17 protein-coding genes are annotated in these 16,072 nt (G+C 63.1%); 3 read left to right on the forward strand and 14 right to left on the reverse strand.

The features are described 5' to 3' along the window. Positions 1 to 4: 4 nt before the first annotated feature. The 9 genes from CSC67_RS01325 to CSC67_RS01365 are packed head-to-tail and all read right to left on the reverse strand — an operon-like array spanning position 5 to position 7,207. Positions 5 to 1,141, reverse strand: a complete 1,137-nt coding sequence (locus CSC67_RS01325) for an ABC transporter substrate-binding protein (RefSeq protein WP_118992716.1) — start codon at positions 1,139 to 1,141, stop codon at positions 5 to 7. A gap of 37 nt (positions 1,142 to 1,178) precedes the next feature. Next, complete coding sequence (locus tag CSC67_RS01330) at positions 1,179 to 2,168, reverse strand: NAD(P)H-dependent flavin oxidoreductase (RefSeq protein WP_245220083.1); 990 nt, start codon at positions 2,166 to 2,168, stop codon at positions 1,179 to 1,181. Positions 2,169 to 2,171: 3 nt separating this feature from the next. Beyond that, positions 2,172 to 2,969, reverse strand: a complete 798-nt coding sequence (gene hcaB, locus CSC67_RS01335; RefSeq protein ID WP_118992717.1) for a 3-(cis-5,6-dihydroxycyclohexa-1,3-dien-1-yl)propanoate dehydrogenase — start codon at positions 2,967 to 2,969, stop codon at positions 2,172 to 2,174. Between the two features lie 9 nt (positions 2,970 to 2,978). Beyond that, entirely contained in the window at positions 2,979 to 3,515 is a 537-nt protein-coding gene (locus tag CSC67_RS01340) for a 3-phenylpropionate/cinnamic acid dioxygenase subunit beta (RefSeq protein WP_118992718.1), read from the reverse strand. Beyond that, a complete protein-coding gene (locus tag CSC67_RS01345) occupies positions 3,512 to 4,867 on the reverse strand; it encodes an aromatic ring-hydroxylating dioxygenase subunit alpha (RefSeq protein ID WP_118992719.1) in 1,356 nt (451 codons plus the stop codon). The genes CSC67_RS01340 and CSC67_RS01345 overlap by 4 nt, the downstream gene beginning before the upstream one ends. Before the next feature lie 4 nt (positions 4,868 to 4,871). Continuing rightward, on the reverse strand, positions 4,872 to 5,237 hold the full coding sequence (locus CSC67_RS01350) for a non-heme iron oxygenase ferredoxin subunit (RefSeq protein WP_118992720.1): 366 nt from the start codon (positions 5,235 to 5,237) through the stop codon (positions 4,872 to 4,874). A gap of 9 nt (positions 5,238 to 5,246) precedes the next feature. Next, positions 5,247 to 6,083, reverse strand: a complete 837-nt coding sequence (locus tag CSC67_RS01355; protein ID WP_118992721.1) for a DODA-type extradiol aromatic ring-opening family dioxygenase — start codon at positions 6,081 to 6,083, stop codon at positions 5,247 to 5,249. 2 nt (positions 6,084 to 6,085) lie between these two features. After that, entirely contained in the window at positions 6,086 to 6,370 is a 285-nt protein-coding gene (locus tag CSC67_RS01360) for an extradiol ring-cleavage dioxygenase (RefSeq protein ID WP_118992722.1), read from the reverse strand. Positions 6,371 to 6,379: 9 nt separating this feature from the next. After that, a complete protein-coding gene (locus tag CSC67_RS01365) occupies positions 6,380 to 7,207 on the reverse strand; it encodes an alpha/beta fold hydrolase (RefSeq protein ID WP_118992723.1) in 828 nt (275 codons plus the stop codon). 168 nt (positions 7,208 to 7,375) lie between these two features. On the opposite strand from CSC67_RS01365, the gene CSC67_RS01370 reads away from it, so the two are divergent. Further along, entirely contained in the window at positions 7,376 to 7,978 is a 603-nt protein-coding gene (locus tag CSC67_RS01370) for a TetR/AcrR family transcriptional regulator (protein ID WP_118992724.1), read from the forward strand. A gap of 45 nt (positions 7,979 to 8,023) precedes the next feature. Further along, positions 8,024 to 8,413, forward strand: coding sequence for a VOC family protein (locus CSC67_RS01375; protein WP_118992725.1), 390 nt, complete (start codon positions 8,024 to 8,026; stop codon positions 8,411 to 8,413). Between the two features lie 76 nt (positions 8,414 to 8,489). Here CSC67_RS01375 and CSC67_RS01380 read toward each other — a convergent pair whose 3' ends face one another. Continuing rightward, positions 8,490 to 9,392 (reverse strand): spermidine synthase, encoded by a 903-nt coding sequence (locus CSC67_RS01380; protein ID WP_118993156.1) that lies wholly within the window; start codon positions 9,390 to 9,392, stop codon positions 8,490 to 8,492. A 56-nt stretch (positions 9,393 to 9,448) separates the two neighbouring features. Here CSC67_RS01380 and CSC67_RS01385 point away from each other — a divergent pair, with 56 nt between their 5' ends. After that, on the forward strand, positions 9,449 to 11,179 hold the full coding sequence (locus tag CSC67_RS01385; protein ID WP_118992726.1) for a Na/Pi cotransporter family protein: 1,731 nt from the start codon (positions 9,449 to 9,451) through the stop codon (positions 11,177 to 11,179). Here the strand turns inward: CSC67_RS01385 and CSC67_RS01390 are convergent. Genes CSC67_RS01390 through CSC67_RS01405 form a run of 4 tightly spaced genes read right to left on the reverse strand, consistent with a single transcriptional unit; the run spans position 11,101 to position 15,871 of the window. Further along, the gene (locus CSC67_RS01390) at positions 11,101 to 11,448 is read right to left on the reverse strand and encodes a DUF3325 domain-containing protein (protein ID WP_135227415.1); all 348 of its coding nucleotides are present in this window, start codon (positions 11,446 to 11,448) and stop codon (positions 11,101 to 11,103) included. The genes CSC67_RS01385 and CSC67_RS01390 overlap by 79 nt on opposite strands. After that, positions 11,445 to 11,774, reverse strand: a complete 330-nt coding sequence (locus CSC67_RS01395; protein ID WP_413817097.1) for a DUF3649 domain-containing protein — start codon at positions 11,772 to 11,774, stop codon at positions 11,445 to 11,447. The genes CSC67_RS01390 and CSC67_RS01395 overlap by 4 nt, the downstream gene beginning before the upstream one ends. Beyond that, positions 11,771 to 13,402, reverse strand: a complete 1,632-nt coding sequence (locus tag CSC67_RS01400; protein ID WP_118992729.1) for a PepSY-associated TM helix domain-containing protein — start codon at positions 13,400 to 13,402, stop codon at positions 11,771 to 11,773. The genes CSC67_RS01395 and CSC67_RS01400 overlap by 4 nt, the downstream gene beginning before the upstream one ends. Before the next feature lie 27 nt (positions 13,403 to 13,429). Beyond that, positions 13,430 to 15,871, reverse strand: a complete 2,442-nt coding sequence (locus CSC67_RS01405) for a TonB-dependent siderophore receptor (protein WP_167752708.1) — start codon at positions 15,869 to 15,871, stop codon at positions 13,430 to 13,432. Positions 15,872 to 16,072: the final 201 nt, after the last annotated feature.

Genomic DNA, 16,072 nt, shown 5'->3' on the forward strand with positions numbered 1-16,072 from the left:
TTCCTCATTCAACCAAGCGCCACGCGCCGTCCTTGATGGTGATGAGCACCACGGCATCCTCGCCCAATCCAGCATGGTTTTGCGGCGTAAGCGTGCTCAGGCCGTGGCTCAGCGCAAGCTTGTCCGTCTTGTTCAGCTCCGCAAGGAGGGCCTGGCGAAACTCGAGCGTGCCCGCCTCGGTATCGGGATCGACCGCTGAAACGGCGTGGTCGAGCAGCAGGTAGGCGTCATAGGCGTATGCGCCGAAAGGATTGCGCGAGCCCTCGCCATACTTGCCTTCATACTTGCCGAGATAGTCTAGACCCACGGCCTTCGAAGGATGCTTTTCGGGCAATTGCTCCGCCACCAGCACGAGACCGGTCGGCGCGATCATCCCTTCGCCCGTTTTCCCGGCCATGCGCAGAAAATCATTGTTCGCTACACCGTGGTTCTGAAAGAACGGCCCCTTATAGCCTCTTTCACGCAGGGTGCGCATGGGCAAAGCGGCCGCCGATCCGCTGCCGGCCAGTACGACCGCCTCGGCCTTCGATTGCATGATCTTGAGAGCCTGTGCGGTCACCGATTGGTCCGTGCGTCCAAAGCGCTCGTGCGCGACCACCGGAATGTCGAACTCCTTGGCCAACTGTTCGACCTCGCGCCAGCTGGCGTCGCCCAGGGCGTCGCTGAATCCGAAGAAGGCAACCGTCTTGATGCCGTCGGATTTGATTTTCTCGAACACCGCCCGGTACATCAGCGCGTACGTCTGGGGTATGGAGAAGGACCAATCCTGGCGTTCGGCGGTATATGGGGCGAGCCCCAGTTGGGGCACCTTCGCCTCATTGGCCACCTCGGCCACCGCCAGACAGTTGGGTGTAGTGCTGGAGCCTATGATGGCGTCGACTTTATCGGCCTCTGCGAAACGCCGGGCATTTTTCGTGGCCAAGGTGGGATCGGTAGCGTCGTCCAGCACGATATAGTGAACCGGGCGGCCGCCGAGCGTCTTGGGAAGGAGCTCCACCGTATTGCGCTGCGCGATGCCCAGCGAGGCCGCGGGCCCTGTCGAGCTTATGGTTATACCGATGGTAACGGGCTTCTGGGCGTGCGCTGCCGCGCTGAGCCACAACGACACCACGGCCAGGCCGAGCTTTATTGGATGGTTCATGTGTTTTGTCTCCGTTGTCTGGTTTATGTTTTTCGACTTACCCGGCGCCTTGCGACGTCATGGCTTTCAGAAAGGAAGCCTCATCCGCCAGGCATGCCAGGTACTGCTCTTGCAGCTGGTCCACCACCTCCATTACCGACTGGACCCGCGTTATACCGCCTACGCCGTGCCCGGCCGACCATACGTCCTTCCATGCCTTGGGCGCCACACTGATGTTTCCGGAGAAATCGATCTCGGTTTTTTTTGACGCCGCCGGCGCCGCCTCGCCGTTCTTCTGGATCGATCCCTTGAGCCAGTTGGCCATGACTCCCGATATTTCCGCGCTCGCCACCAGATCTTCGATTCCGCTTGCCACGAGCATGTCCCGGTACCCTTCCCCGGCGAGGCTTTCGACCGTGGCGATGAAGCGCGTGCCCATCACGGCGAAGTCGGCTCCCAGTACTTGGGCGGCGCGAATGTCCCGGCCGCAACTGATGGCTCCGGCCAGGCCCAGCGGCCCCGGCCAGAACTGCCGGACCTCGTGAAGCAGTGCGAAAGGATGGCAGGTGCCGGTATGGCCGCCCGCGCCGTGAGTCACCAGAACGAGGACGTCGACGCCGGCGTCCACCGCCTTGCGGGCCAGTGTCGGGGTGGTGACGTCGGCCATCACGATGCCCCCGTAGCCATGCACCGCATCCATTACCCGCCGGGGGCTTCCGAGCGCCGTGGCGACGATCGGCGGACGAAACTCCTCTACCAGCGCAAGCTCTTGGTCGAAGCGCTCGTAGCTGCGATGCACGATCATGTTCAGCGCCCATGAACCCGCCGCGATTTCGTCGCGGATACGGACCATCCATTGCCTCAAGGCGGGCACGTCCCGGGCGTTGGGCGCGGGGAAAGAGCCTATGACTCCGGACTTCTCGGCGGCGATGGCCAGATCGGGGCCCGATACCAGGAACATGGGGGCCACCATCAATGGCAGGCGGTTGCCGCGGATCATGGCAAGGAAGCGCTCGGCGGGCTGCAGTTCTTTTATCTGGGCGTTCATGCGCTATGCTCCCGCCGGCCGTATTTCCCAGCCGCAATCGCTCTGGATGACGGCGGCCGTGGTGGCCCGGCTGTTTCGCTTCGAAGCCAGCAAAACGTAGTGGCCGGCATGGTCTTCGGGCGAAGCGATGAACTTCAGCGGCATTGCGCCGGCGATCTTTTCTTCTATATGGGGAATGTCGGCCAGCCGCCTTTCATGCTTGCCGAGGCTTTTCGGTCCGCGCAATGAAGTGACGGTTCCCCCGGGCGCCACGCCGTTGACCCGGACATGGGGCGCGAATTCGTATGCCAGTTGCCTGACCACACCGACACAAGCATGCTTGGAGGCGACATACAGCGGCCCGCCTCCCCCCGCATAGAAAGAAGAATTCGACAAGGTAAATATCATGCTGCCCTCCGTTGCGCGCAAGGCTTCAGCCGCGGCCCTGGCCAGCAGCAGATAAGCCTTGACGTTGATGTCGAAGACTTCCGTAAAGCCGCTGTCCAACTGTTCCAGCGTCATGTTTTCCAGGCGGCCCGCGTAATCCCACACGCCCGCATTGCCGACCGCGGTATCGAGCCTGCCGAAGCGCTGCAGCGTCCCGTCGACAACACGCCGGTTGGCCTCGCCGGACCGTACATCGCCCTGGACGATATGCACCCGATCGCTATACCGCGAGCGCAGAAGGCGTCCCTGCTCCTCGTCCCTCAGAAGAACGCCGATTCCGGCGCAGCCTTCCTGAAAGAAACGATCCACGACGGCCCGTCCTATTCCCGAGCCTCCGCCCGTCACCAATGCCACATAGCCGTCAAGCCAGCCCATGCCGATTCCTTATAGAAAGGTATTGAGATTCTTGGCCAGAAATACGGATTGCGTGATGAAGATCGTGCGCCGCGCAAGCCGGAACTCATTTGCATGCGCGCGCAGCAGGTCTTCGCGCCGCCCGACCAGGAAATCGTTGTCGCGCTCGCCCCTGCTGCGGTAGTTGACGAACGTGCTGTGGACAACGTATTCGCCCGCGGCTTCCGCATGAAAAGCCTCTACGCCCGACACGATATGAGCATGGCGGGTGGGCGGATCTTCCGCCCATGCCGATGGCTGTTTGAAGCGCGCCACCCTGCGGTGAAGATCGAGCAAACCATCGTCGAACAAAGCACCCCTGCCGGCTTCATAGGCCTTCATGCGGTCGGCCCTTCTGCGGTTCTCGGGCATGGGCATCCAATAGTGGATGTCCTCCGCCATGAGCGCCAGCCACTCGCCCCAGCGCTCTGCGTCGAGAAGACGGGCCTCGCGATACAGAAATTGCGTAATGCGATGATGCAGGAGCATGTCGACCGCCGCGTCGGCGATTGCGCAGTTGTCATTCATACGGCGGCCTCGGTCGGAACGTCGCGGCGGGGGACGTCGGACCAGACCGCAGCGCCCATGAGGTCCAGCCATCGCTGATAGAAGGCTCGCTGGTTGGCCTCGTTGACCTGCCCCTGATAGACGTTTCCCGGCAGTGAGGTGTCATGCACACGGGTATGCCTGCCCAGGCCGATGTAGAGATCCTGTCGGCGGGTCACATATCCGTCATTGGTTCGCGTCGCATACTCCCAGTTTTCGCCGTCGTCCATTTCGAAGACTCCAGACGGGCTGAAGGTGAGCATGCTGCCTTTGCGCCAACGCTCCTTGATTTCGGGCGGCGCGCTTTTGTTGACGAAAGTCCAGACGTGCAGCTCGATCTCCTGCGGCCCGCGTGGATGCCAGGTTCGGAAAGTGTTCTGCCCGGCCAGAAACGAGGTGTTGGGAAAGATGGTGCAGGAGGATATGGAGCCGATCATGCGCGAACGGAAATCGTCCAGCCGCTCCGCGACACGGGGCTGCATCGCATACAGGTACTTGACCAGTTCTTTGTCGCCCAGGCTGGCGCAGTTTCCGATGATGTCCTGATTGAATTCCCAGCCGTGGCCATTGAAGTTCACCTGGTAAGACCGCTCCGGGCTTTTGTGCAGGTCGTCCACGCCTTCGCCCACCATGGCGCGCGCGCCCGAGTCGTGCGTCCAGCCGGCGTGCAGCGCGTCGCCCACGAAATTCTCGGCCGCCAGCTTCCAATTGCATCGGATCACCGACTTGACGCATCCCCCCACGAACTCGGTACCCTCGTCGTCCATATCGAATACCGCGTCCAGGTAGTAGCGCATGTCGCCGAGATAATCGGCAAGGTCTGGGGCTCGATCATCGAGCGTCGCGAAAACCAGGCCGCGATATGAGTCTATGCGGGCGACCGGATGCAGGCCGTGGCCTTCGAAGTCGAAGCCGGTGGAATCGAACGCTTCAGAGGCATGCATGCCTTTCAACCGGCCGTCGATGGCAAACGACCAGCCATGATAGTTGCAGATGAACTGCCGCGCGTTTCCGGCGTCGGCAAAACATACCTTGTTGCCACGGTGCGGACAACTGTTCAGGAAACCTTTTATGCCGCCGTCCTTCTGGCGAACGATGATCACGTTGTCCTGCCCCATATAGGTGGTGACATAGTCGCCGGCCTTGGGAATCTGCGATTCGTGGGCAACGAACAGCCAGCAGCGCGCAAAAATGCGCTCCAGCTCCCGCTCGTACAGGCCCGGGTGCTGGAATACGAGCCGCGACATCCTGCCCTTGTCCAGATCCATCAAAGACTCCAGCGCCACATCTTCCCGGCAAGAGGTCTGCGGGTCGATTCCCTTGCGTCCATTCATCGTTTCACGCTCCATTAGTATTCGTTTCCCCGTCGGACGCGGTGGCGGCGGCCTGGCGCTCCAAGTGGATCAGCAAGGTCCTACCGGTATCGACTACCTCGTAGGTGCGCAGCGGCGTCTTGCACGGAAACCCCACCGCCCGGCCCGAGGGAATATGGAAAGTGCCGCCATGAACCGGACATTCGATCAGTTCCCCTTCCAGGATCTCCCCCTCGGACAACGAGGCCCGGGCGTGTGTGCACCCGTCCTGGGTCGCGTAGTAGGCGCCATCCAGCTCATACACGGCGATGAAGCCTTCGGGGGAGTCGACACGGCTGATTCCTTCGGGAGCCAATTCCGATTTGCCGACTTCAAGTACAGATTGCGTCATGGACCATCCTCATTGAATCAATTGAACAAAGCCCAGGCCGGTCACCCATTCGGGCACCGGGGCGTAGTCGATCAGGTACCCGTGCGCGCCCGGCATGGCGCCCATGGCCACCGCCCAATGGCGTATCTCCATGCCGCCGTTGCCCCCATGGCTCAGGATGTATTCGTCGGAAAGGCGCGTCATGGCGCCAAGATCGCCGCTGCAGGCATAAGACAGAATCTCGCGGTCGAAGGCCTCGTTCACCTGTCCCATCTGCGGCAGGCCTATCCAGTGGCTGAGGCCGCCGCTGCCTATAAGGACGACACGCTCATGATCGTCGGCGGCCTCGACTGCGGCGCGGATGGCGCCGCCCAATGCGGCGCATCGCGACATGCTGATGTAAGGATCTACTCCGGAGGCGACGTACACGGGTATGGTCCCAATTGTCTTTCCGCGGGTGCGCACAGGGTCCACGATCAGCCTGTCCGGAATCGCAACGGCATGGTCCACGGTAAAGGCCCGAGCAACCGACCAGTCGAATCCGTTATCGTGCCCATGCCGGGCCATGAAGGAGGCCAGGTCTTGGCTGTCCGGAATGGCCCGGCGCTTGAGGCCCGGCATGACGTCCAGCGGACCATCAACGTCGCCGGTGCCGATCAAATATTGCGGCAGGCAGTCGGTGCCGAAATTGAAATAATGGTCTCCGCCCACGATCACCACAGCCGTCGCATCCAGCTTGGCCAGCCGGTCGGCGCATTGCTCGAAGGCCGCCCACATGCGGCCGCGCACCTCTTCCGGCGGCGCTTCAGGCGCAAGAAACATCATGGGGTCATGCGGAACCAGGAACCCTCCAACGATTTTCCCCATGGCTACCTACTCCTTGCGGGGCCGGGCGCCTGCGCGTCCGCCAGCGCTTTCATGTAGGCGCGCGGAGTCGGGTCCGGCGCATTCTCGAACCAGAAACCTATCGTCAGCATCGGGTTTACTCCGTGTCTTTGCATTGCGCCCACATCCATACTGCGCAGCATGGTTTTTTCTTCCTCGGTGAGGCGATGCCGTTCCAATAGCCCTTCGAGGTCCTCTTGAAAGCGCTGTTTTTCTCTGCGGTCGACGCAAAGCCGATGCAGCAGCCGCTCTAGTACATTCCTGCTCACGACGCCTCCTTATGTCGCGCGACAGAAGTCGCGCACCAGTTGCAGGAATCGGGTCCGGTGCTCGACCTGAACCCAGTGCCCGCATTGGCCGAATAGATGCAGCTCGGCGCGTGGAATGGCCTTGGCCGCCAACAGGCCGCAGTCCGGCGGCACCACGGCGTCCTCGCGACCGTGTAGCACCAGGGCCGGCGCGGCAATTCGTGACAGGGCGCTTTCGGGAAAGCCTTTGACCATGGTGACTCCTTCCGTCGGCTGGGGGATCAGCTTGCGCAACGCGGTTTGCGCGCCCGGCCGGGCGCTGGCCTCGTATCGCACGCGCACCATGTCTTCGGTAATGACCGAGGCGTCGTACGGAAACAAGCGCATCACGGCTTCCATGTTCTCCATAGAGGGCTCGTATTCCCATACGGATCTCAGGCCCGCTGTCTGGGGGAATTCGCCGGCCGGCGTACCCAGCAGCACGAGATTCTCGACCCGCTCCGGCGCATGCAGGGAAAGGCCTATCGCCAGGGCGCCTCCGAACGAATTACCCACGAAGGAGGCCTTGGAGATTTCCAGCTCATCCATGATTGCGCTCAGATGGTTCACCCACAGCTTGATGTCGTACTTGTTGTCTTCCTTGAACTCTGTGTACCCGAAGCCGGCGATATCCGGAGCCACCACCCGGAAATCCCTCGCCAGCTCGGGCATGACGCCGTTCCAGTTGGTCCATGCCGATACGCCGGGGCCCGATCCGTGCAGAAGAAATAGAGCCTCGTTGCCTTGGCCCTGTACCAGGACATTGGTTTCATGCCCCGCCGCCAGAATCGTCTCGCCCCGCCCTGTTTCGCCCGCCATACCGCCTCCTTTCTTCCATACACATGTGTATGTGTATGGATGATATATGGACTGAACGGGCTTTGGCAACATATGCTCTTTCAGGGATATCCCTTACATACCCTGTCATGGATGCATGCGCTTTGAGGTACATTACTGTATGTTCCGCATCTCGAAAGACGCACTCCAATGAGCAAGACATCAGCTTCCCCCTCTTCCATCAGTGAACCGGGAAACGGCCGCGCGCAGCTCACCCCGAACGATTGGGTCGACGCCGCGCTGGAGGTCTTGGTGGACAAAAGCATCGATTCCGTCCGAGTCGACGTGCTGGCCAAGGGACTCAACGTCACCCGGGGCAGCTTCTATTGGCACTTCAAGGACCGCGACGCCCTGCTGCGCCAGTTGCTGACGACGTGGCGCAATACCATGACGGAGCAGCTCATCGACCGGTTCGAACATAGCGACGCGAACGCGGAAACGCTGCTGGGCGAATTGCTCAGCCTGCCGTTCAGGGGCCACGCCGCCATCCGATCGGCGTCCATCGAGTTGGCCATTCGAGCCTGGGCGCGCCGCAACGACATGGCAAGGCAATTCGTCACCGAAGTCGATGCCAAGCGCCTCGCCTATTGCGCCCAGTGTTTCGTGGCCTTGGGGTTTTCGCTGCACGAAGCCAATATGCGCGCGTTTCTGCTGTACAGCTACGTCATCAACGAATCGATCATGGGCGAGCAAGGAAGCGAACAGCAGCGCAATCAAAGGCGGGAATTCGTCCGCCAGTTGCTTTTAAAATAAAAGCCACTCGAATCCAAAGCATCAACCCTAGGTAAGGAATTCACCATGACCGCAAAACTCAGGCACTTCGCCATCTGTGTCAGCGACCTCGAGGCCGCCGCCGAGTTCTACCAGAAGGTGTTCGGACTGGAACGCGTCGGCGAGGAAACGCTGGAGATGGGCTCGGGCGTCTATCTGAGCGACGGGGTGGTCAACCTGGCGCTGCTGAAGGGGTCGCCGGGCAGCGCGATGGACGGCTATGTGGGCTCGCATCATTTCGGCTTCATCGTCGATGATTCCGACGCCGCCGCCCGAGCCATCGAGCAGCATGGCGGAAAATTCTTCTTCAGCCTGGGCGATCCGGAAAAGCACAATTTCGAGCAGAAATTCAAAGACCCCGACGGTATCGTCTTCGATATTTCCAGCAAGGGCTGGCTGGGTTCTTCGCGCGACTGATCATTCTGCGCTCGGTCAATGGACTCGTCGCGGGGCTGCCCTTCCGCAGCCTATGCCCGCGGCGGCCTTCGCGTCTTCAATCCCTCAGCGGCTCGGCGTCTTCGGGCCAGTCGCGCGCCCTGGAATAGCGGGCAAGCGCGGCCGGCACGTCGACGCCGAAGCGTGCGAGCGGCTCGGCCAGGGCGTCCGCGTTTTGCGCCAGCATTTCATCCGACGGCAGGCCGGAGGGCACGGCGATGATGACGCGGTTGCCGTCCAGGCGGCCGCGCAGGTTGAAGAACGAGCCGAATACGGCGGCATAAGTGGCCGACTCGCGGTCGTACATGCGGCTTCGGGCAAAAGAATTGGCCACGAGCACGCCCCGGCTCGACAAAATGCCCTTGACCTGCTCCAGGAACTCGACCGTCAGCAGGTGGGCGGGAATGTAGTCTATGTCGAAGGCGTCGAGCATGACCATGTCGTACGCGGCGCCTTCGCGGCGCGCCCGCTCGACGAATTCTCGTCCGTCTTCGACAAAGACGCGCTGCCGAGGGCCGGGCCGATAGCCGAAGTAGGCCTGGGCGACCTTTACGACGGCCGGGTCGATTTCCACGGTATCGATCACGGCCTCGGGCAGGATGCGGGCCAGCGCGGATGGCAGGGTTCCGCCCCCCAGGCCTATGATCAGGATGTTGCCGGGCCTGGGCTGCGCCAACAGGGCACTGGCCATCATGCGGGTGTATTCGAACACCATCTTGTCGGGCTCGGACAACTGATAGCAGGTCTGGCGCCCGGTGGTGTCCATGGCGCCGAAGCTCATGCAGCGCTCTCCGTAGCGCTCGTAGACGACCACAGGGTCGAATTCGGAGGGCTCTTCGTGAACAAGCCTGGCGCCGCCTTCGACGCTCGAGGCAGGCGCCAAGAAGACAACGGCGGCAAGGGCGGCCAGCGCCGCCGCGGCAGCAAGCAGCCAAGCCCGCCGCTTATGCAATGCATTCATGAGTTCGTCCATTCCTTTGCCATGCCCCCGACAATGGTAATCTCGATCGGGCGCCTATGCATGGCGGCGATCGGTCCTATACTTCGATTTCCATCATCCAATCCCCCTGGTCCATGCTCGACATCGTATTCCCCTTCGCCGGGGGGCTCGGTCTTTTCCTGATAGGCATGATGCTCCTGTCGGAAGGGCTGGTGGCGTTTGCCGGCGGCTCCTTGCAGAAAGTCTTGCTGACCCTGACCGGAAGGCCCATCAAGGCGTTTGCCTCGGGCGCCCTCATCACTGCGCTGGCCCAGTCGTCCACCGCCACGACGGTCACGCTCATCGGCTTTGTCAGCGCGGGGCTGATCACCTTTTCGCAGGCCATCGGCGTCGTCATCGGAGCCAGCTTCGGCAATACGGCCACGGGCTGGATCGTGGCGGGACTGGGCCTGAAGATCAACCTCGGCTTCTATACCCTGCCGTTGATAGGCTTGGGCGCGCTTTTGAAACTGCTGGGCAAGGGACGCGGCAGCGAACTGGGCCGCGCGCTGGCGGGCTTCGGCATGCTGTTCCTGGGACTGACCACGCTGCAGGACGGCATGCAGGGGCTGGCGGCCTCGTTCAGCCTGGCCCATCTCCCCGCCGGCGGCTACGGCGCCTATCTGCTCATCATGCTGATCGGCCTGGCGCTGACTGCCGTGCTGCAGTCTTCGACCGCCGCCATCGCCATGACGCTGACGGCGCTGGACGCCGGCGCCGTCAATTTCGACCAGGCCGCCGCCGTGGTCATAGGCGCCGCAATCGGCACGACCCTGACCGGCGTCCTGGTGTCCATCGGCGGCACCGTCTATGCCAAGCGCACCGCGGTGGCTTATATCCTGTTCAACGTGGCCTCGGGACTGCTCGCCCTGGCGCTGCTGCCGCTGTTCCTGCCGGCCCTGCACGCCGCGGGCGCCTATATCGGCGTCATGCCCGGAGCCACGGCCCTTGCGGCCTTCCATAGTTTCTTCATCGCCGTGGGCGCTCTTTTCTTCCTGCCCTTCACCGATCGCTTTGCCGCCCTGGTGCAGCGCCTGCTGCCCGGGCGCGCCACGCAGGTGGAGCATCACCTGGACACCAGCCTGCTGGGCGTGCCGACGGTGGCGCTGGAAGCCTCGCAGCGTGCGCTGCGGGACATCGCCGCGCGGCTCATCCGCCTGTATCGCCAGACGCTGGACATGGACGCCCCCGCCTCGGCCCAGGAAGCATTGCGGCAGATGTCCCAGGTGCTGGACGAAGCCTATGAGTTCGTGGCGCGGATACAGCTTCCCGCGGACGACGTCCGCCTGAACGAAAGGCGCAGCGCGCAGTTGCACGCGGTCGACCATCTGTTGCGGCTGCTCAGCCGGATTCGCGATGTATCGGATACCGGCACCGACTTCCACAACCCGCTATACCAAGAAGCGTTGACGCAAGCGCGGAACATGGCTATGGCGGCGCAAGAAGGCCTGGACCGCCAGGCGAGCGACGATTGGACTAGAGAACTGGAAACGGGTTCGGCGGCCCTGGCCGAGTTGTTGCGCCAAGCAAGGCGAGACCTGCTTGCACAGCCCCCGGCCGGCGGCGCGGCGGCGCTGATCTTGCGCACGACGGACGTCTATCGATGGTTCGAACGAACCGGCGCGCACATCTGGCGAGCCAGCCACTATCTTGCACTCGCACGGGATGCGGCACAGCCGGTCCAGCCGCTTCAGGCAAGCAGCGTCAAGGCGAACACGCCGGCGGCCAACGACAGCGCTCCGACGCCCGACATGAACCGCGGCGCATAAGAAGCCAGCAGAGCCACCGCCAACGCCCCTGTCGTGAGCCAGGCGAACCATGCCACCCAGCCCACCGTCGGCCCCCATCCCCGCAGGCACAGAGCAAGCCCCCCCAGCAGCAGCGCCGCGCCCAGTATCCGCAACGCCATGCGAACGGCCCGGGGAATTTCGTGCCGGCCCGTCAATTGGTGGTAATGGCGCTCGAGCGCCAGGCAAAGCGCCGCCATCCCCGCATACGAAAGACACAGGACGGCGAGAAGCAGCGGCATAGTCGTCATGGCCACCTCGACAGCAGTAACGACAGGCCCAGCACCAGTCCCATAGACACGACGCCGGCCCAGGCCCGCCAGGCGCTTCGGGCCGTGAAGACCCAGATCACGACCACCGTGTACCAGACGAAACTGGCGAGCGTGGCGGCGAGTACGGCGTCGGCGCGGCCGGCGCCCAAGATGCGCGGCAGCAGCAGGGACAATGCCGCCGTAGCCAGAGCGCTGATCGCATAGCCGCCGAACAGGGCCGCCATCACACGGCTGAATACGGACCAGCGATATCCTGATTTCCGATGCAATGCGGACGCTTGCCGCCGGGGTCCGTCGATGTTCACGAGGCTTCTCCGGCCTGCACGCCGGCGCCATGCCGAGCGTTCTTCGGAGCCTGGCGTGGCGCCTTGCGCTTGCGGCTGACTTCATGGGCCGCATAGGCGAAGACCGCTCCCAGCCCCAGCATGACGAGATCGAAGCCGGCGAGCACCCAGTCTCCGGCCGGCAGGGTCACACCCAGATGGCGCTGGGTGGTCAGCGCATTGACGAGCGGCAGCAGCGCAAAGGCCAGCGCCGCCAGGCGAAGCTCGTCCACCCAGGCCTGCAAATGGCTTCGGAAGGCCGGATAGACCAGCGTGACGCCCCACACGATGAACATAGCGTGGGCTTCCCAGGCGCGGCGATCGGCAAATTCGGCGGGGATCAGGCGGTTGGCCCAGAAATACGCCGCCATGGCGACCGGCAAGCCGGCAATCGCACCGACGTTCAGGCACCGCACCAGCCGATAGCCGAATTCCATGCTTTGCCCCGCCTTGAGCCGTTTCTCTTGCTTGGCCTTGCGCTTGGCCGTCCAAAGCACCAGCCCCGTTGCGATCATGGCGCAGCCAAGCAGGCTGGCGAGAAAATAGAGCCATCGTAACGACAGGCCCGCGAAACGCCCCTCATGCAGCGACAGCAGGACGTCGCGTGTCTCCAGCGCCCCGCCCCAGTGATTGTGCTCGGAAATTTCGCCTGTCGCGCCATCGAAGACCAGGCGGGGAATGCCGATCGCGTCACGCCCCTCGCGTTGCGCGCGCACCGTGACCAGAGCGGAGGCGTCGCCGGGGTTGCGCACCAGCATTCCTGAAACCGGGGCGCCGTTCCAATGCCTCTCGGCCTGCCGCACGATATCGCTCAGCGCGGTCAATGGCGCGGCCTGGCCGCTGGGCTCGATATAGCTGGCGGGAACCAGTTCGGCAAGCAACTGCCGCCGGCCGGCCTCTCCGGCCTGATAGCTTGCCTGCACACCCGCCGGCATGTAATCGGTCATGAAGAACACCAGCCCGCTATAGGTGATCATGATAAAAAAGGGCAAAGCCGTGACGCTCACGAGATTGTGCGCATCGAGCCAGGACCGCTGGCCTTTGGCCCGGCGAAAGGTAAAGAAATCGACGAAGATCTTCTTGTGGGTGATCACGCCCGAAACAATGGCGATCAGCATCAACATGGTGCAGACGCCAACCGCCCAGATGCCGGCCTCGTCGGGTACGTAGTGCAGCAGATAGTGCATGCGATACAGCAACTGGCCGCCGCCCGTGGCCCGGGCGGGGCTATCGGCCGTGAAGTCGCCGCTGGCCGGATCATAGTGCGCGTTATGCACGCGGCCGGCGCTGCCGTCCGGTTTGCGCGCCTCGCGCGCGAATACGCTGAACTGCGGCTGGGTCCGCTCGACGGGCAAACCTATGTTCCAGAACTCGGCCTTCGGGTAATTGGCCTGCAGATAGGCTTGCGCCTTTTCGATGGCCTGCCTGGTGTCCAAAGATGAAAGGTCGCTGGCGGTGGCCAGCGGCAGTTCGGGCCGCATCCAGCGGTCGATTTCGTAATTGAAGTAGCCCGCCGTGCCGGTGACGAAAACGAAGAACAGCACCCAGCCGGCCACCAGTCCGGTCCAGGTGTGCAGCCAGGCCATGCATTGGCGGAAACCTTCCTTCATGGTTCGGCCCGATTCACGAAATACGCATCAGAAACGCATGCTGGCGGACAACATCACCGTGCGGGCATCGCCCAGGTACTGATTGTTGATCCAGTAGCGCTTGTTGGTGAGGTTATTGATGTTGAGCCTCAATGTCAGGGGATAGCCGCCGGCCTCGGTCTCGTAGCGCGCGCCCACATCCACCAGTGTGTAGCCGGGCAGCTTGTCGGTGTTCATGGTGTCGCCCCACGACGGCCCGGTATAGCTCACGCCGCCATTGAGCGTCAGCCCCGGAGCGCCGGGCAGGCGGTATTCGGCATACAGCTTGAACATGCGAGTGGCTGTGCCCGTGGGCCGCTTGCCCTCCAGCGCGGGATCCTGCTTTTGCTCCTTGACAGCGGCATCGAGCAAGGTGACGCCGCCCAACAAGGTGACGTTGCGCGTCAGCTTGCCGGTGGCCGTCAACTCGAGCCCTCGATGCACCTGCCTGCCGTCCTGGACATAGACCGGACTGGCCGGGTTCTGCAGATCGTAGTATTGCAGTCCCTTGTCGATCTCGAACAGCGCCGCGGTCAGAAGCATGTCGCCGACCGTGGCCTTGACGCCCACCTCGACCTGCTTGCTGATCAGCGGCGCCATGATTTCGCCTGCGTTCCGCACCGGCTGACCGTTGTAAACGTCGGCCGCCAGACCGCCCTGCTCCAGGGCCTCCATGTAGGTGGCATAAGTGGTCACGCTGGGTAGCGGCTTGTAGATCAGCGACACGGTGGGCGTGACGGCGCTTTCTTTGTATGAGGTTTCCCAATCGGCAGTCGGGCTCTGGCGGCGCCGCGTCTTGATGGTGGAATGGTTCAGGCCCAACAGCATGGACCATTGCTCATTGAAGGTGATGTCGTCTCCGATCATCCAGCTCGATTGACGATTGACGGAACTGTTCCAGAAACCTTGCGTGCCGTAGGACGGCCAGTCGGGTTCCGGCACGTGGGTCGGCCCGTTCAGGGACGCGCCGATGACTGTCGGATAGCTGGTCGCGCCGTCCGCCCTGTCGTAGCGGGTGTTGCGGTTGGCTAGGTAGCCGGCGGTGACCTTGTGCGCAACGGGGCCCGTGTCGAAACTGAAGTCGGCGAAGGCGTGCCATGCATCGCCCTGTATGTCCTGCGGCGTTGTGATGTGGCTGAGCTGGTTGTAGCTGCCGTCGGGCTGGACGGTGTTGGCCGAGAAGGCATAGGTGCGGATGTCCCGGCGTTTCAGATAAGCGGCGCGCAGCGTGATGGCATCGGTCGCCTCCCAGCGTATGTTGGCGCCCAGGCGCTTGCTTTCCACGTCGTAGAAGGTCCATTTCTGCGACCAGAGCTCGTTGGAGTCCAGGTCGTCGGCGGAGGGGCGCACCGCGCCGGGAGCCAGCGACCAGTACGCCTGGCGCCGGGCGTGATAGTCGCGGTACGAACCGTCGACCTGAACCAGAAGGCGGTCCGTCACGTGCCAGTCGAAGGCCGCGCTGACGAATTTCTTTCTGAGCGGATAGTCGTCGATCTGGGTCCGGCCATCCTGGGCCACGGCGTTGATCCGGTAGCCGAACCGTCCCTCGGCGTCGATGGGCCCGCCGAAGTCGCCGTGCGCGTAGCCGTTGCTGCCGCCGGTGTAGCCCAGGGTGACGGAGTTGTAGCGCTCGGGCGTGGGACGCTTGGATACGTAGTTGACCAGGCCGCCCACATTGCCCGGTCCATACAGGAAGCCCGACAGGCCGGTCAGGATCTCGATGCGCTCGATATCCTCGGTGCTGGTGCCATGGCCATACATGGCGCCGGTCAACCCGTTGCGCGCGGGCGTTCCATTCAGGAAACCGCGCATGTAGATGTAAGGCGTATCGTTTTGCGCCGAAGGCCAGGTCATCTGGGTGGTCGGCATCATCTTGTAGATCTGGTCGGGCGTGACGGCCTGGACGTTTTCGATCAGCTCGGCGGGCACGGAACTGATCGAATAAGGCGTGTCCTGAAGCGTCCGCCCCTCCCAGGGCCCCACCGGCGAAAGCGTCTGCGCGACATAGCCTTGCCGGGCGCTGCCGTCCTGCATCGGCGCGGCGACCGTCACGGCGGGCAAGGTCGCCACGTCGCCCGCCGCGCTTTGGGCGGATGGGACCGGCGCCCGGCGTAGCGTATATTCACCGCTCGAATCGCGGATGGCCTGCAGGCCGCTTCCGGCCAAAAGCCGCCGCAACGCCTCGGCCTCGGTATAGCTGCCGCTCAAGCTGGGGCTGTCCAAGCCGCGGGTAAGCTCTGCATTGACGGAGATCGCCGCTCCGCTCTGGCGCCCGAACCGGCTCAAAGCCTGGTCCAGCGAGCCGGCCGGAATATCGAAATGATGTCGCGCCTCCGCCACGGCGGCGTTCTGGGCATGCGCCGGCCCCGCGTCCGCCCATGCCGCCAGTCCAAGGGCCAGGGCGCAGGCAAGAGGCAGAAGCGGCGCTCGCCCTGCCGACGAGCGCACCATCGCCCCGCGGCGACGGCATCCGTCCAATTGTGAAAACAGTAATGAAAGAAATGAAAGCGGGCGGCTCACGGCCATGTGGGTTCCTCGTCGACTTCTAGTTATGCGGTGAAGAGGACGGGGACCGCCAGGAATGGGCCCGGCCTGCTTCTATAGGAGAAGCCGCCTGAAACCGGAAAAGCTGCCGGCTATTTTGTAACCAAA

This window comes from Pusillimonas caeni, assembly GCF_003545815.1.
In the GTDB taxonomy this organism is placed as follows: Bacteria; Pseudomonadota; Gammaproteobacteria; order Burkholderiales; family Burkholderiaceae_B; genus Pusillimonas; species Pusillimonas caeni.

What these genes read in the sequence shown, in the direction of transcription:
- CSC67_RS01325 (WP_118992716.1), bottom strand. Translation starts at nt 1,141, where the DNA reads ATGAACCATCCAATAAAGCTCGGCCTGGCCGTGGTGTCGTTGTGGCTC.
- CSC67_RS01330 (WP_245220083.1), bottom strand. Translation starts at nt 2,168, where the DNA reads ATGAACGCCCAGATAAAAGAACTGCAGCCCGCCGAGCGCTTCCTTGCC.
- hcaB (WP_118992717.1), bottom strand. Translation starts at nt 2,969, where the DNA reads ATGGGCTGGCTTGACGGCTATGTGGCATTGGTGACGGGCGGAGGCTCG.
- CSC67_RS01340 (WP_118992718.1), bottom strand. Translation starts at nt 3,515, where the DNA reads ATGAATGACAACTGCGCAATCGCCGACGCGGCGGTCGACATGCTCCTG.
- CSC67_RS01345 (WP_118992719.1), bottom strand. Translation starts at nt 4,867, where the DNA reads ATGAATGGACGCAAGGGAATCGACCCGCAGACCTCTTGCCGGGAAGAT.
- CSC67_RS01350 (WP_118992720.1), bottom strand. Translation starts at nt 5,237, where the DNA reads ATGACGCAATCTGTACTTGAAGTCGGCAAATCGGAATTGGCTCCCGAA.
- CSC67_RS01355 (WP_118992721.1), bottom strand. Translation starts at nt 6,083, where the DNA reads ATGGGGAAAATCGTTGGAGGGTTCCTGGTTCCGCATGACCCCATGATG.
- CSC67_RS01365 (WP_118992723.1), bottom strand. Translation starts at nt 7,207, where the DNA reads ATGGCGGGCGAAACAGGGCGGGGCGAGACGATTCTGGCGGCGGGGCAT.
- CSC67_RS01370 (WP_118992724.1), top strand. Translation starts at nt 7,376, where the DNA reads ATGAGCAAGACATCAGCTTCCCCCTCTTCCATCAGTGAACCGGGAAAC.
- CSC67_RS01375 (WP_118992725.1), top strand. Translation starts at nt 8,024, where the DNA reads ATGACCGCAAAACTCAGGCACTTCGCCATCTGTGTCAGCGACCTCGAG.
- CSC67_RS01380 (WP_118993156.1), bottom strand. Translation starts at nt 9,392, where the DNA reads ATGAATGCATTGCATAAGCGGCGGGCTTGGCTGCTTGCTGCCGCGGCG.
- CSC67_RS01385 (WP_118992726.1), top strand. Translation starts at nt 9,449, where the DNA reads ATGCATGGCGGCGATCGGTCCTATACTTCGATTTCCATCATCCAATCC.
- CSC67_RS01390 (WP_135227415.1), bottom strand. Translation starts at nt 11,448, where the DNA reads ATGACGACTATGCCGCTGCTTCTCGCCGTCCTGTGTCTTTCGTATGCG.
- CSC67_RS01400 (WP_118992729.1), bottom strand. Translation starts at nt 13,402, where the DNA reads ATGAAGGAAGGTTTCCGCCAATGCATGGCCTGGCTGCACACCTGGACC.
- CSC67_RS01405 (WP_167752708.1), bottom strand. Translation starts at nt 15,871, where the DNA reads ATGGTGCGCTCGTCGGCAGGGCGAGCGCCGCTTCTGCCTCTTGCCTGC.